10 protein-coding genes are annotated in these 15233 nt (G+C 63.8%); 2 read left to right on the top strand and 8 right to left on the bottom strand.

What is annotated here, in order from left to right:
* Window positions 1-5 precede the first annotated feature (5 nt).
* The gene (locus tag OKW39_RS29500) at window positions 6-3440 is read left to right on the top strand and encodes an RHS repeat-associated core domain-containing protein (RefSeq protein ID WP_429564235.1); all 3435 of its coding nucleotides are present in this window, start codon (window positions 6-8) and stop codon (window positions 3438-3440) included.
* Here OKW39_RS29500 and OKW39_RS29495 read toward each other — a convergent pair.
* The 8 genes from OKW39_RS29495 to OKW39_RS29460 form a co-directional block, all read right to left on the bottom strand.
* Window positions 3345-4748, bottom strand: a complete 1404-nt coding sequence (locus OKW39_RS29495) for a GlcNAc-transferase family protein (RefSeq protein WP_429564234.1) — start codon at window positions 4746-4748, stop codon at window positions 3345-3347. The two genes, OKW39_RS29500 and OKW39_RS29495, sit on opposite strands and share 96 nt — an antisense overlap.
* 41 nt (window positions 4749-4789) lie before the next feature.
* A complete protein-coding gene (locus OKW39_RS29490) occupies window positions 4790-5806 on the bottom strand; it encodes a fimbrial protein (RefSeq protein ID WP_429564233.1) in 1017 nt (338 codons plus the stop codon).
* Window positions 5807-5878: 72 nt separating this feature from the next.
* Entirely contained in the window at window positions 5879-6952 is a 1074-nt protein-coding gene (locus tag OKW39_RS29485) for an ImpA family type VI secretion system protein (RefSeq protein WP_429564232.1), read from the bottom strand.
* Entirely contained in the window at window positions 6949-8016 is a 1068-nt protein-coding gene (gene tssG, locus OKW39_RS29480) for a type VI secretion system baseplate subunit TssG (RefSeq protein ID WP_429564231.1), read from the bottom strand. Before tssG ends, OKW39_RS29485 begins: the two co-directional genes overlap by 4 nt.
* A gap of 2 nt (window positions 8017-8018) precedes the next feature.
* Complete coding sequence (tssF, locus tag OKW39_RS29475; RefSeq protein ID WP_090810718.1) at window positions 8019-9899, bottom strand: type VI secretion system baseplate subunit TssF; 1881 nt, start codon at window positions 9897-9899, stop codon at window positions 8019-8021.
* A gap of 1 nt (window position 9900) precedes the next feature.
* On the bottom strand, window positions 9901-10419 hold the full coding sequence (gene tssE / locus OKW39_RS29470) for a type VI secretion system baseplate subunit TssE (protein ID WP_090810720.1): 519 nt from the start codon (window positions 10417-10419) through the stop codon (window positions 9901-9903).
* A complete protein-coding gene (locus OKW39_RS29465) occupies window positions 10416-11252 on the bottom strand; it encodes a type VI secretion system accessory protein TagJ (protein ID WP_187612304.1) in 837 nt (278 codons plus the stop codon). Before OKW39_RS29465 ends, tssE begins: the two co-directional genes overlap by 4 nt.
* Window positions 11236-11817 carry a TagK domain-containing protein gene (locus OKW39_RS29460; protein ID WP_429332622.1) on the bottom strand — a complete coding sequence of 194 codons (582 nt, stop codon included), beginning with the start codon at window positions 11815-11817 and terminating at the stop codon, window positions 11236-11238. Before OKW39_RS29460 ends, OKW39_RS29465 begins: the two co-directional genes overlap by 17 nt.
* A gap of 650 nt (window positions 11818-12467) precedes the next feature.
* Here OKW39_RS29460 and tssH point away from each other — a divergent pair.
* Complete coding sequence (gene tssH, locus OKW39_RS29455; RefSeq protein ID WP_429564230.1) at window positions 12468-15161, top strand: type VI secretion system ATPase TssH; 2694 nt, start codon at window positions 12468-12470, stop codon at window positions 15159-15161.
* The last annotated feature ends 72 nt before the right edge of the window (window positions 15162-15233 follow it).

Raw genomic sequence — 15233 nt, 5'->3', positions numbered from 1 at the left:
GCCATGTGACGACGGGAGTCGCGGGAATCGGCGGCGAGCTGCTCGGCTTGCCCGGCGTCGTATTGCCCCTCGCCAGTGTCGGACCGTTGCTCGATCGCTGTGAGCGGCTCGGCGACGTCGTCGACCGCTTTCGGATGCGTCGCGCGCTGTCGGGCATTCTGTGCGGCTCGGTCGAGGTAATCAGCGGCAGCAAAGTCTGCCTACCTACCGACGAAACCGACTTCAGGCTGCGAGGCCGTCTTCCGCTCGTATGGTCGCGTTGTTATTCGAGCGCGCAGCACGCGCTCGGGCTGCTCGGCGTCGGTTGGCGCACGAGTTGGGAAGTCACGCTGCACAAGCGGGACGATCAACTGCTCTACACCGACGAATACGGCAGCACGCTCAGCGTGCCGTTTCCCGGGCGCGGGTCGCAGGTAATTGCGTCGGCTGCACAGTTGCACATCGCGCATCTGAGCGACGGACGCCTCGTCGTCGCGGATCTGACGCCGCATTACCGCGTGTTCGGCGACTTCGACGCGAACGGAATCGCACGGCTCAAATACGTCGAGGATCTTCGTCAGCAGCGGATCGGCCTGATCTGGGATCCCGGCGGGCGCTTGCTGCGCATGCGTGGAACCTGCGGCCACGAGCTGCGCATGCACTACGAAGCGCGGATGGGCGCGCGTCTGAGCGTTGTCGAGTGTGTCGACGGCGGTCCCACCGGCGCGCTGGTCCAGTACGGCTACAGCCAGCGCGGCGAACTCACCGAGGTACGCAACCGGGTCGGCGAAATCGTGCGTCGCTTTGCATACCGCGATGGGCGGATCGTCGAAGAAGCAGACGCGCTCGGAATGGCGACACGCTATGTGTGGCAGACGATCGGCGGCGCCGCGCGCGTGATTCGACGAGTCACGTCAGAAGGCGCGCGTGAGCGCTTCGCCTACGACTTCGATAGCCGGACCAGTGAGGTCAGCGACGTCTTCGGCAACACGGCGCATTGGCAATACGACGAGCAGGGCCGCGTGCTGTCGCACACAGACTTCGACGACCGGCACTACCGGTTCGACTACGGCGACGCCGTCGCGCCGCTCACCATGCAACTGCCCGGCGAGCGGGTGGTTCACGTCGAATACGACGGGCTCGGACGCGTCGCGTGTGAGACGGATCGCGAGGGCGCAACCCGCTCGACGCAGTATGCGTTTGCGTCACGCGAGCCCGTGTCAGTTGCGTTGAGCGATGGCCGTGTGTGGATGTGGGCACGCAACGATCGCTTGCAGCCGTTGCACTATCAAACCCCGTCTGGAGAATTCACGCGTTTCGAATATGGTGACGATGGCGATGTCGTGTGCTCGACGGATGCGCAGGGGGTCGCCACGACCTTCGCGCATAACGCGTGGGGGCAGGTGACACGTCGCACCGGAGTTGGCGGAAGCACGACGGACTACGAGTATGACGTCAATGGTTACGTCGTCAGTGTGACCGACGCGCTCGGCGCGGTCACGCGAATCGAGCGCGATGGGCTCGGCCGACCGTTGACCATCACGCGTCCGGACGGACAGGCCGAGCGTCATGTGTGGAACGCGGCTGGCCAGCGGACGTCGTTCGTCGGCCCGAGTGGCCGAAGCCGGCACTGGTATCGAGACCGGCGCGGCAATGTCGTACGCGCGGTCGACGAAGAGGGGCACGTGATCGTGCGTCGATACGATGCGCATGGGCGCCCGGTTCGAATCGAAAGCGCGAACGGCGCGGTGCAGTTGCTGCGGTGGAATGCGAGCAGTTGCCTGTCGATCACGGATGCCGATGGCGTGGAACGCAACTTCGACTATGCGGATACCGGGCAGGTCCGTTGTCTCACGTGGAAGGCGGGCGCGCAACAGCGTCGCGAAACGTTCGACTACGACCGCGCGGGCCGTCTGATCCGGCGTGAGACCGCGCACAACCGCTATATGTATCGCTACGGGCCGCGCGGATTGCTCGACTGCGTGAGCCGCGAGCCAACACGAGAAGGCGAGCTACTCGGAATCGGAGCGGATGAGATCCGCTTCGAACACGACGCCGGTGACCGTCTGATCGCCGAGCACGGCGCAAACGGCACACTGCGCTACACATACGACGTCGTTGGCCGCCTTGTCGCGATCCAGCTGCCACAGGGGCAGGAGTTGCGTATGCGTCGCTTCGAAACTGGCGCTGTCGCGTTCGTCGAACTGGACGATCGACAGATTGCGCGCTTCTGGTATGACGCGATGAGGCGTCCGGTTGCGCGCACGCAAGGCCGTTTGCGCACGCATACGGGCTATTCGCCGCTCGGCTTGCCGGTGTGGTGGCGCTCGGTGACGGGGCGCGACGTGGATACGCCGGGCTGCGCGACAGAACCTGTCGCCGGATTGTGGCGCGAAGCCGATTACAGTCTCGCTGACGTGATCGTCAGGACGGGCGCCGAGGCCGACGGTCAGACGTGGTACGACTACGACCGGCGTGGCTGTCTGTTGCGCTCGGTGTCGGAGAAGGGGGACATCGAGTATTTCACGTGGGACGCCGCTGGCAATCTGCTCGATACGCCTGGCGGCAGCTGGTTCCCGGCCGTGTATCCCGACCACCGGTTAGGGGAGTGCCGCGGACATCGTTATGACTATGATGTGTGGGGGCAAGTGGTGCGTAGGCGTGGCCGCAACCATACGCTATCGCTCGATTGGGATGCGGAGGGGCACGTCATCGCCGCGCATCGCAAGGGCTATACCGTGCGCTATCAGTACGACCCAATCGGTCGGCGTATCGGCAGGCGTGTCGAACCCGCTTCGTCACGGCGCGCGCAGCAGTCATCGACGCCGGAACAGGACGAGCTCACGCGCTATTTGTGGCAAGGACACAGACTGATCCAGCAGCAGCGCGCGATGGAACTGCGCACGTACCTGTATCAACCCGAGCCCGACCGCTCAACGGGCTTCGCGCCGCTCGCTTGCGTGGACCAGACCCTCGCCGATGATGGCGCGATCAAGAACACGCAGGTCTATCACTATCACACTGACGCCGCCGGTACGGCCGTCGCGCTCACGGATGAGACCGGCCAGGTGGCATGGCGCGGGCGTTACCGGGCGTGGGGCAGTCTCGTGACGCCGGAGTGGCCAAGCAGCGACGCGTTTGCGCAGCCGCTTCGTTATGCCGGCCAATACGCGGACGATGAAACCACGCTGTACTACAACGGTGCGCGTTTTTATGATCCTCACGCGGGCCGCTACATCAGCCCCGATCGCAACGGCGAAGGCGGAGCCAGTCCGTATCGCTACGCGCCGAATCCGCTGACGTGGTGCAATCCTGTCGGCCGCGCGACGTCGGAGGCGTTTCCGTGCGTCGTCGTCGCGGATGCGTCATGCATCGATGGCGCACCGGACCCGGCTCAATACCTTGCCGGCGTCGTCGAACAACTCCACGACGTAGCAGGCGGGGAGCTGGCCAAGTTCTGATTCGAAAATCACATGGAAGTCGAGCCAGCCGTTTTTCCGGTGTCGGGAAAGACCGCTGCCGTCGACGGTCTCGCGGCGCAGTACCGTCTCGTCGTTGCCGTAAATCACGACGGTGACTGACGTCGCGGCCCGCAGCGCGTGCTCGACGCCGGGCGTGACCAGATGCCTGTCGAATCCATTCTGATGTACGCACACACGGACGTCGTTTGCGCGTAGCAGAGAAGCTTTCCATGTCGCTTCGTCGGGACGTTGCGTGCCCGCGACTGGTGGAACATCATTCAATACCGACTGCTGGACACCGCGCCACTTGAAGCCGATGCCCGCGTAGGCCTCGTAATCGGCGAGCGTGCGTTCCGCTCCGAGTCCATACTTGCCGAACTCAACGTCAGCCAACGTTTCTCCGTCGATACCGAGCAGAGCACGATTGCGCTGCAACGAGCGCTCGTTGCGCTCGTGCCAGGGCTCGTCGATTTCACCCCGTTCCTTGGCCTCGTGATTGTGGTCGTTCCACATCTTGACGCGGTATGAGCGCAGATATTCGTGCCAACCGATCAGCCTGTGCGGACTGTACAGGTCATAGCCGTGGGTGAACGCACGGACGGCAAGCGAAATCTCCTCGCCGTGAAAGAAATAGTCAGGATCGTGCTGGACCGCCTGGGCAAAGTGACCGTCGGCAAATGCGAAGTGCGCGCTGAAGAAGCGCGAACGGACCGGGCGAATGTGCGTTCTCCAGTCGGAGAGTGTCTTCGAGCGAAACAGGACCACCCCTTCCCTGGAAAACCTTGCATAGGCCAATATGCTCGGCTCGTTGCTGGATCGAGCGTCGTCGTTCTCGGGGTCGTACATCGGAAGGTAGGCGGTCAGCACGGGTTTCGGACTTGCATCGCGTAAAGACTCCTGCATCTCGATTGCGAGCGTGTCCCATGCGTCGACGAAGCGGTGGTGCGAATCGAGTTGCAGCGTGTAGCGCTCGCCGCCGTATCGCTGTTGGACCAGATTGCGAGCCCAGCATGCGCCCTGCGTCATCATGTGGGGCACGTCGATCAGTTCGATTTTCGCTTCACGATGACTGAGATGTTGGATGGTCCAGCTGTCGGTCTGCTCGGTTCGCCAATTGCCAAAGCCGTGCTGCCAGAATTGGATCATCGTCTCGTCGTGCGCATGCTGCCAGCAGACGATGATCCGTAGTAGATCAGGTTTTCTAGCTTTCTGGATCAAATCCAGCAGGGTGGGGATCAATTGCGGGTCGCGATAACTCGCGATTTGCACGAAGATCGAGTGCGGCGGTGTGACGGATAACTGGGTCATGCGCGTTGATTCTGGTGGACCTTCGTCATTGAATAGTCGATTCAAAGAATGGTCATCGTGACTGTTGCGGTTGCCTGGATCCTGCCTGCGCTCGGCGTTGCTGTTCCGACGCGCAGCACCGTCGCCTCGAGTGCAAACGGCGATTGCATCGCGCCCTGCGGTGTGTGGACGAGGGTGCTCGTCGGATCGTTGGGCCTGAAGATTGTGTTGGTTGAAACATCCCGCAAACGAATCGCGAGATGCGTCGCGCCGGTGTTCTTCAACATGCTGCTATCTTCTGTATCGGGGGTTCCGGAAAGTACGGCAGTAATCGAAGCCGGTGGCGTGGGCCCGGTGCAGAGCACCGTAAAGTCGACTGGCTGGGTTGGCCCGCTTGTGGTCGACACATCGCTTGGGCCGAACGTGCCGAAATCGATGTTCAGTGTGCTGGTATTGACCGAGCAACTTGGAAGAACCTTGACGTTGATGCTGCCGCCCGTGATGGTCACGACCCGACTGCCGTCACCCTCGGCGACGCCGGCTCCCACGGTGTTGAGTATCACGTTGACGTTGCTTGCGATGTCGCCCGTTTTGACCAGTTCGATCTCGAATTGCGAGCCAATGCCGAAGCGCCCATACATAACCTGATCGGGTTCGCCCGCGGGAAAGGAAGGCGTAAACGGAAGTGGCGAGTTCACGCCGGTTGCACGAAGATAGGTCAAACGAAAGCCGATGCCTGGGACGTTCGTGTTATAGACGGTAGCCCCCAATACAACGGACGGCGTTGCGTTGGAATACTGTATTGATACCGTGCCCCCGTTGGTGCAGTCCGCGAAGTTCGCATAGGTCGCGTACGCCGGCGACAAGCCCGTGGCGATCACCGAGCCGACCGGTAACGCCGGATCGATCGATACCGAGCTTTCCCGGAACGGTATGTTGACCGCTAATGGTTGTCCCGCGATGTAGCCTTGAGACAGCAGTTCGGAAATTTGCGAAGGCTTCAACTGGATGCAGGTGGCGAACGCGAAATGGGGTATCGCGAAGCAAACCAGGATAAGAAAATGAATGAGTCTTTTCATTGGAAGTTGTTGGTTGACCGGCGGACTGAATGGGCTGACAGCGGGGAAAGTCGCACATGCGCGCACGTCGCCTCAACTGTCGGCTACGTCCCATTTAGCGAGTAAATCGGCGGGAATGATATGGGCGAGTTCTGAAAACCGTTTGCCCACCATTCGTTCCGATTGGCGCAGCAAAACAATGACAGGACTGCTCGGTTCGTTTTGCTGGAACCACATGCGTGTTTCCTGAATGGCTGCGAGCGCGCTCCAGCGATCCATTGGAGAAGGCGCAGTGATTGGCAGATCGGTCGGCGCGTCGGACTGCGGTAGCGTCGCCGCAGCCACGATCGCTGACGCCGGTCCACGCACGCTGTCGTTGTCCTGCTTGTTGTCCTGCTCGTTGACGGCTCGGGCGGGCGCTGGCGCGGACCCGCCGCCGCCCACCCGATGCTGCGCGAATGGCTCCAGCGCTCGGGACAACGCGCCGAGATCGGGCGCGTCGGCGTCGAGCATCTCATCGCACCATGCGGCAATGCGCTGCGTCAGACACTGCGCTTCGACCAGTGCGGCCATTGCCGCGTCGCGTCGGCCCCACAATTCCTTGAGCAACCGGGCGACGGATTCAGGGGCGAGCGCGTCCTTCTGGCGCGGCGTCGCGAATGATTTTTCGATATCGCGCAAATGCAGTTGAAGCCCCGCCGCCCTCGGCATCGGGATGTCGCGCGCATCGGCCAGCGTGCCATCCGGTTCGACGAGTCCGCCGATCGCGTTGGCGAACATCGCCGGGTCTCGCTCGCCTTCGAACACGGGCAGCGGGTGGAGCGCTTCGCCATAGCATTCGAGCATCGCCATCAGCAGTGCCAGTCCGTCGCGCAGGCCAGCCGCGCCGTCGAGCCGGGTTCGGCAACGTAGCAGGATCACCGCGAGGCGGATGTCTTTTGTCCGCAGCAGCAGCGCGCGGCAGTCGCGTTCAATGTCGGCCCAATTGGCCGTTGGCGGCACGTCGACGAAGTCGCCGTACTGCGCTTCGGCGCGTGGGGCCGTGGCCGCCTGCAGCATCACGAAGGCCGGATCGTATTCGAGATCGGGACCGCAAGGCGCGTGTGCGGAGACCGGTTCGAGCAGATCGGCGTAGCGCAGCACGACGGCGGGAGCGTTGGCGTTCATGCGAGGGAACTCCGGGGTCGGTCGTTGTACTGTTCAGGTTCGAAAACCATGCCGACGACCGGCAGGTCGTCGAGGGAATCACCGAGCCACGTCGAGTAGCCGAGTCTCTGCGACGTGCCGATGCAGGCGGGTGGCGCCGCGCGGGGGTTGACGAGCAGCTTGACCTCCCACGCGTATTCGTGGCCGACGAAGGCTCGCACCCATTCGACGAACGTCGGCAAGTCCTCGCCGTGCGGCGTGAGGCGCAAATACTGATCGAGGTCGAGCGGACCCACGACGAGCCGGAACTTGTGTTGCCGGTCGGGAATTGCCTCGCCGAGTTGGGCGCATTCACCGATGATCGCCGCGGGCCCCGGCACCCCGAGCCTCGTATGTTCCGATGCGCACAGATGGATCCAGTGCGGCACGAATTCTTCGATCGTCATCGGAACACCGAAGTAATGCGAGAGCGTCGCCGCGATGCCGTGCGGAGTCCGCGCCTCGCGCACGAGGTGCGCCGCCGCGCTGTAGCGCGAGTGCGTGGGCAGACAGGACTGCTCCGCCTCGGCCGGGTCGACGCCGATCAGACTGGCGACGTAGAACGAAAACGTTTCGTCGCCGGCACGGTCGAGCGACGCGGTGGCTTGCCCCGATGCCCACGCGCGATAAAACTGCGACAGCGCGCGGTGATGGAACAGATCGACCAGCCCGACGAGCGCATGATCCTGGTGGCTTTCCACACGACTGTGAGCCAGCTCCGTCATATGCAGCGGCAGCGGCCCCTGCGGCCCCCACAGGCCGAGCCCGAACAGCCGCACGTCGAGGCGACCGTCTCGCATGCCGAGCGACGCGATTTCGCGTGGCGCAAACGCCAGAGTGGGTTGCTGACCGATCCGGAACGGCTCTTCTTGCGGCAGACTCGCGGTGCCCGGCAACGGCATCAGCGGGTCGCGCGCGGCGATAGCGCGCAGCAGGCTCAGGAAGCCGGACTGCCACGGCGTGTCCGGATCGAACCACGCGTCGAGCGATCGCGGATCGAGCGATGATCGCGTTGGCGCGACGGCGCTCGCCATTGCCCCATCCATGCTCATACCGCTCCGCGTCCGCCCATGCGTGGCCGCCATTGGGTGATCAGGCCACGTTGCATCGAACGAAGTTCGGTTTCGGTGAACACGTTGATCGAGACGTGGCGCGCGAGGTAATGCTCGAGCACGAGGCCGAGCAGATACGGGCTGATGCCTGAGAAGCCGGTTTCGTCGACCGTCAGTTCGCAGCGCACGCCACGCCCATACACGAGTAGTCCGTCGCCCGGCAGACGCCGGACCACCGGTTCAGTGCGTGCGCCGACGAGTGCCTCGATCTGCCGTGCCTGTTCGCGCTCGCCTGGGGCGATGAAGAGGCCGAGCATGTTGCGCAGCGCCTGGCCGCCGTCGCCGTGGTCGAGTTCGGCGAGCGGCATGTAGTTGAAGCTCAGCTGCCTGATCAGACGCCACGCCGTTTCACCGCTCGCGTACGGCGCGCGCGGCGCGCTCGGTGCATGCACGAGGCGCACGCCCTCGATCGGCACGGAGTCCGACATCGTGAGGTCGGTTTTGCCGTTACGCGGGATCAGGCGCGGCAGGTCACGATTCGTGACCCACGCTTCGACCGACAGGTAGCGGATGTCGTCAGCGTACGGCGCCTCCGCCTGATCGACGAGCGACACGTAGACCTCGGTCCCGATATACGGCGTACGGGTGCCGTACTTGCGTGCATTGGCCGACAGCGCGCGCTGCTCACGGCGCACCGAAAAATAGCGGCCGTGGTTGCCCACGTCGCTATGCAGCGTCTGATAAAGCGGATTGAACTCGACTTCGAGCGATGTTTGCGCTCGCTGACCGAATACGCGCGACACCGAAAAAATCTCGTAGTCGAGCGGCCGGGTGCGGTCGGCGAGCAGATGAAAATCGGTTTGCGCGCGATTGATTTCGACGCGGTCGGTGCGCTTGCGAAACAGGTTGATGACCGGCGTACAGAACAGCAGGAAACGCGCTGCGTCGACGTGCGCGGCCAGCTCTTCCGGCAGGCGGTCGAGCAGCAGCACGACCTCGGCCTCCTTGCTGTCCACGCGCGCGAGACCCGCCGCGAGCTGCGTCAGCGCAAAGAAATAGAAGCGCTGGCGGCATGCGAAGTATTCCTGAAGCAGGTTGTGGCCGTGAAACGTATTCCACGTGAGCGGCAGCAGACCCTGTTGCGCTTGCAGACCTTCAAATTCGACCGGTGTTTTCGCGACCACGTGCCCTTCGTCTCTCGACGCGCCGTACGCGCGCACGACGGAGGCGACGCTACCGGCGTGGATCAGCTCGAACAGATGCGAAGCGATACGTTCGTCGCCACCGATGTAAATGGGCAGCCGGTCGAAGTCTGTCATCTGGTTGAACTTCACTTCGCCTGTTGTGCGCAGGCGCAGCCGTAACGCGCCGCGCAATTGCAGGTGCGGCAACAGATGGCGATCGGTGTCGGGGATATCCGGCGGCACGGCGCTGAGCCGGGCTTCAGCGATCTCGATTGGCCATAGCGTGACGTCCTGGCTGCTGCGGAATTCGCACGCGGTTTGCTCGCCGGGCGGGATCGCCGAGCGCAGCATGCTTTGCCGGGGCACCTTCAGCCCTCTCGTGAAATCGCCTTCGCGCAGGCTCGGACGCAACTGCGCGACGGCGATCGACGGCGTCGGCGCGACATAGTTCGGATAGACCACTTCGAGCAGGCGCTGCGTAAAGCGCGGAAATTCGGCGTCGAGTTTGATCTGCGTGCGCGCCGACATGAAGCAAAACGCCTCGATGAGCCGCTCCACGTAGGGGTCGGCAACGTCGATGCCCTCCATGCCAAGGCGGCGCGCGATTTTTGGGTGCTGGGCGGCGAACTCGCCGGCCATTTCCCGCATGTAGGTCAGTTCGCGGCTGTAGTAGTCGAGAAATCGTGGGTCCATGTCAACTTCCCTTGCCGGAGCCCAGCTCGAACGTGACGTGATTCATTTCGATGTCGAATGCACTCTGGATGCGAAATTCCAGTGGATAGGGCGACCAGCGCATGAGGCCATGAATCTCGAACTCGAGCTGGTTGTAGCGTACCGGGTTCTTGCTATTGAGCGGCCGGATGCGCAGCGACTCCGGAATCAGCCGCGGCTCGAAGCGAACGATCGCGTTGCGGACCATCTTCTCGACGGTTTCCCAGTTGCGACTGGTGAGGTAGCTACCGGACAACGCGGGAATGCCGTAATTGACGACCGACGCGGCTAGCATGGGGTAGCGCGCGATGTCCATTTCGTCGTCCAGGTTCGTCGTGTTGAGCAGCAGGCCGAGATCACGCTGGATGATGCGGCGCATGCCTTCGCTGTTGGGCGCATAGGCCTCGGGCCGCTCGCTGCGCCGCGCGGGCGCATCGTCGAGCAGGCGGTCGATCAGCGACGGCATGTAGGCTTGCCGGTGTCGCGCGTCGGAGGTGGTCATACGTGCTCGTCGTGATTGAACCGGCATTCGCCGATGTCGAGCAGGCCGACGTCGCCCTTGTCGGTGCTCCAGGTTTTCTGGCCGAGCGCGATCACGCCGGTTTCCCCTACGTCTTTCCAGGTTGTTTCGCGCGAGAGCCGGGTGGCGGCGGGACCACTTTCCGAACCTGGATAGCGCACCGGCAGGTAGCCGCGCAGGATAGTCGCGTCGCGTAGGCCCACGACGGCCGAGCGCCAGACGAGGTCGGTCAGCGCGGTGACCGGACCGAGTGTCAGCGATTTCATCGAGTCGAACGGCACCCATCGATACCCGCCCGCTACGGTCAGCTCACACACGGGGCCCAGCCGGCTATCGCTATCGGTCAGCCACTCGAATGCGCCGATCTGCGTGCTGTCGCCGCGCGTGGCCGGCGCGGCGTTCAACGCGGCGCCGCGCAGTTCGTCGGCGGCGGCGAGGTTGCCCTCGCCCAGCTTGACGTTGGCTTGCAGCAGCGATTTCACCCACTCGGGCAGCGGATTGATCTCGCCCGGCGCGCGCTGACCCGCGAACACCTCGGCGCGGAACATCTCGCTGCGAATCAGCCCGCGATACATCTGGGCGCGCGATGTGCCTTCTGGCTCTAGCGTGGCCCAGGTTCGCAGCTGCTGTAACGCGCGTTTCCATTCGCCGTCGAGGCACAACAGCTCGAACAACAGCCAGCGTTCGCGCACGTTCGACGGATGCTTGCGCACGTTGTCGATGGTTTGCTCCTTGAGTTCGCAGTAAGTCTGCGCGTCGAGCAGGCTGCGAAGTGTTGGCGTGTCCGACTTGGGCAGGTCAGCGGTTATTTTCATCTGAAAATTCAGGCTCTTCATATTCGATCGATTCAGGCATGGCGATGTGGCTGTCCATACTGATCATGTGATGTTCTTCGCGCGCAAGCTGCGCGGTTTTGCTCGCACGGTGCGCGGGAATTCCGCGCGGCGCGAGCAGCGCGAGGATCTCGTGCGTTTCGTCCGCCTCGAAAATCTGCTCGGCACTGAACGAGTCAAGGCGATCGAGCAGGGTGTCGATGTTCTTCCCCTTCGTCAGCAGGTCGAACACCGACGCTTCAGCACGCGACGGATCGACAAGCTCGGCGAACGGATCGTGAGGTAAGCCGATGATCGACCCGCCGTGATCTTCGGCCGACGCCTTGGGCTCGTGCGCGTTGCCGCTCTCCTGGCTCAACAGCGCGTGACGATATTCCAGCGTGAGCGCGGCGAGCGGGTCCGCTGCGTCGATGTCGGCTGCCAGAAGCTTTGCCATGCCGTCGTGTGCGCCGGGTTCCGCTGGATTCGGTTCGCGGCGCAACTGCAGCGGATCGTTATCGTCCTCGTCGGCTAGTGCGATCAGGTCGCTGAAGTCATCCGGCTGCATGAGCACGGGCTCGATCCGGTCCGCCGAAGAATTCACGCTCGACGGTGGTGCCTGGACAAAGTCTCCGGACGCATTCGCTATTTCGAGAGGCGGGTTCCGTAATAAATCGGGCATAGGCTGAAGGTCGGTATGCGCACTCGGCCTAGCGCGAGGCGAACCCTCCACGCCGGCGTGACTGTTCTCGCCTACGACGGCCCGCTGGCTTGCCTCACTCATTTCCGACCGATCGATTCGCGAAACGGTTGGAGCGAGCCGGAAAGACTGGATCGTTCGTGCGAAGGTCCTGAGCGCGCTTGCTTCGAAGGGCGAATGGTCCCAGCGAGCGTGATATCCAGTCATGGCCTGACCCGTATGCAACGGCGAATGAGATTTGCCTGGAAAGCGCGCATTTGTAAAAACTCTCTCGCCGCAGAAATAAAAGGATCACCAACTGAAAATGCGGGTTGGCGCGTGGAAGATATGAATGCTACTTCGCGCTCCTCGAGTGGAATATGGGCGACGGCCCAAATACACGCAGCGATCGACCGGCTATCCTTTGTCGCTCGATCAGTCTGGCCGGCGCGCTTTTTCGGATACCTGCCCGCGGAGCGCGGGATGCCGACGCGAGGCCACGCCTTTCCGCTACAAACATCTTTACCTGCAACGTCATCATGTCCATTTCACGCCACGCGTTGTTCGGCAAGCTCGGCGCAACGCTCTTCAGGAGCATCGAATCCGCAACGGCGTATTCCAAGCTGCGCGGCAACCCGTATATCGAGCTCGCGCACTGGCTGCACCAGTTGCTCGCGCAGTCCGATGGCGATCTGCACCGCATCGTCAGACACTGCGACATCAGCCGCGAACTGCTCGAGCGGGACCTGCAGACCGCGCTTGCCGCGCTGCCGTCCGGCGCGAGCGCGCTCACGGATTTTTCGCATCACGTCGAGACGGCAATCGAGCGCGCGTGGGTGGTCGCGACGCTGGCATTCGGCGACGGTCGGATCCGCGGCGCATGGCTGATGGCGGCGCTTGTCGAGACGCCTGAGTTGCGGCGCTTGCTGCTGGCCATTTCGCCGGAGTTCGGCAAGATTGCCGTCGACGGCCTTCACGATGCGTTGCCGGCGTGGATTGCCGGCTCCCCCGAAGCGGAGGACACCCCGTACGACCAGAGTGATTTTTCGTCGGCGGTGCCGGGCGAGGCGTCCGGTGCGCTCGCTGCATCGGTGAAGGGCGCGGCACTCGCGCAGTTTTGCGCGGATCTGACCGCACGCGCGCGCGCCGGTGAAATCGATCCGGTGGTTGGGCGCGAAGTCGAGATTCGCACGATGATCGACGTGCTGTTGCGCCGGCGTCAGAACAATCCGTTGCTGACCGGCGACGCCGGGGTTGGCAAGACGGCGGTGGTCGAAGGCCTCGCGCGCGCGATCGCGGCCGGCGAAGTCCCGCCGAAACTTGCCGACGTGCGGCTGTTGACCCTCGACGTCGGTGCGCTGCTCGCCGGCGCGAGCATGAAGGGCGAGTTCGAGGCCAGGCTGAAGTCGGTACTCGAGGAGGCGGCGAAGTCGTCGGCGCCGGTCGTGCTGTTCGTCGATGAGATTCACACGCTGGTCGGCGCCGGCGGCCAGGCCGGCACCGGCGACGCGGCGAACCTGCTGAAACCGGCGCTCGCCCGCGGCACGTTGCGCACGATCGGCGCGACGACGTGGGCCGAGTACAAGCGGCACATCGAGAAAGACCCGGCGCTCACGCGGCGCTTTCAGGTGCTGCAGATCGCCGAGCCCGAGCAGCCGTCCGCGATCGATATGGTCCGCGGACTCGCGCGCACGCTCGCGAGCCATCATGGCGTCGTGGTTCTCGACGAAGCGATTCGCGCAGCCGTGACACTGTCGCATCGCTACATCCCGTCGCGTCAGTTGCCGGACAAGGCGATCAGCCTGCTCGACACCGCCTGCGCGCGCGTCGCGCTATCGCAGCATGCGCCGCCGCGCGAATTGCAGCGGATACGCGAGCGCTTGCAAGCCGCGCGCGTCGAAGCCGAACTGCTCGGTAACGAGGTGCGCATCGGGCTCGGCAGCGAGGCTGCGCTGGCCGACGTCAAGGCGACCATCGCGACGCTCGAGCTCGAGGAACGTGTTGTCGAAGCCGCCTGGCAGGCCCAGTCCGATGTGGCGAAGGCGCTGGCGCACGCGCGCGAGGTCGAAAGCGAGCGCGCCGCCGCAGCCGGACCTGAGGCCGAAGTGCGCGACCGCGCGGCGACCGCGCTGGAGACGTTGCGCGAGCTGGAGCGGACGTTATCGAACCTGCAGGCGGATACGCCATTCGTGTTCCCGGAAGTCGGCGAAGCGATCGTCGCCGACATCGTCTCTGACTGGACCGGTATTCCAGTCGGACGCATGATCACCGATGAGGTCAGCGCCGTTCAGGTGCTGCCCGCCACGCTGGCAGCGCGCGTGATCGGCCAGCCCGACGCGTTGCAGCAGATCGGCGAGCGCGTGCAGACGGCGCGCGCCGGGCTCGCGGACCCGCGCAAGCCACTCGGCGTCTTCCTGCTCGCGGGGCCGTCCGGCGTCGGCAAGACGGAAACCGCGCTCGCATTGGCGGAGGCGCTCTATGGCGGCGAGCAGAACCTCATCACGATCAATATGAGCGAGTACCAGGAGGCGCATACGGTCTCGGGACTCAAGGGCGCGCCGCCTGGCTACGTCGGGTACGGCGATGGCGGCGTGCTGACCGAAGCGGTGCGCCGACGTCCGTACTCGGTCGTGTTGCTCGACGAGATTGAAAAGGCGCACGGCGACGTGCACGAAATGTTCTACCAGGTGCTGGACAAGGGCTACATGGAAGACGGCGATGGTCGCTATATCGATTTCCGCAATACGACCATCCTGATGACCAGCAATGTCGGCTCCGATCTGAGCGCGAGCCTATGCGCGGACGAAATGCTTGCGCCGGACTTTGACGGCCTGCGTTCCGCGCTTTCGACGGAATTGCTGAAGGCGTTTCCGGCCGCCTTCCTCGGACGCGTGACGCTGGTGCCATATCGTCCGCTGGGCTCGGATTCGCTCGCGCGGATCGTGCGTTTGCATCTCGATCGAGTCGTTCGGCGGATGGCGGACAACAACCGCATCGCGCTGAGTTATGCGGCGGAGGTGGTCGACTACATCGTCGGGCGCTGCCTCGTGCAGGAGACCGGTGCGCGTCTTTTGATCGGCTTCATCGAACAGCACGTGCTGCCGCGCCTCGCGCGGCAGTGGCTCGATGCGTTTGCAGCGAAAAGCGCGCTCACGCATATGACGATCGAGGTGACCGATCCGGCCGCGGCACCTGTTGAAGCGCTCGTGGTTCGGTCGTCCTGCCATGTGTAGTCGGCTTCGCACTCGGTGACCTGCATCGCGAATGACGAGTCGCGTTGATCGTGCCGCGGCGTGACGAGGCGC

This window comes from Paraburkholderia sp. MM6662-R1 (genome assembly GCF_050436245.1).
Classification (GTDB): Bacteria; Pseudomonadota; Gammaproteobacteria; order Burkholderiales; family Burkholderiaceae; genus Paraburkholderia; species Paraburkholderia tuberum.
This window is presented reverse-complemented; position numbering and strand designations above follow the sequence as displayed.

Coding starts and splice junctions, on each gene's coding strand:
- OKW39_RS29495 (WP_429564234.1), bottom strand. CDS start 4,748: ATGACCCAGTTATCCGTCACACCGCCGCACTCGATCTTCGTGCAAATC.
- OKW39_RS29490 (WP_429564233.1), bottom strand. CDS start 5,806: ATGAAAAGACTCATTCATTTTCTTATCCTGGTTTGCTTCGCGATACCC.
- OKW39_RS29485 (WP_429564232.1), bottom strand. CDS start 6,952: ATGAACGCCAACGCTCCCGCCGTCGTGCTGCGCTACGCCGATCTGCTC.
- tssG (WP_429564231.1), bottom strand. CDS start 8,016: ATGGATGGGGCAATGGCGAGCGCCGTCGCGCCAACGCGATCATCGCTC.
- tssF (WP_090810718.1), bottom strand. CDS start 9,899: ATGGACCCACGATTTCTCGACTACTACAGCCGCGAACTGACCTACATG.
- tssE (WP_090810720.1), bottom strand. CDS start 10,419: ATGACCACCTCCGACGCGCGACACCGGCAAGCCTACATGCCGTCGCTG.
- OKW39_RS29465 (WP_187612304.1), bottom strand. CDS start 11,252: ATGAAAATAACCGCTGACCTGCCCAAGTCGGACACGCCAACACTTCGC.
- OKW39_RS29460 (WP_429332622.1), bottom strand. CDS start 11,817: ATGCAGCCGGATGACTTCAGCGACCTGATCGCACTAGCCGACGAGGAC.
- tssH (WP_429564230.1), top strand. CDS start 12,468: ATGTCCATTTCACGCCACGCGTTGTTCGGCAAGCTCGGCGCAACGCTC.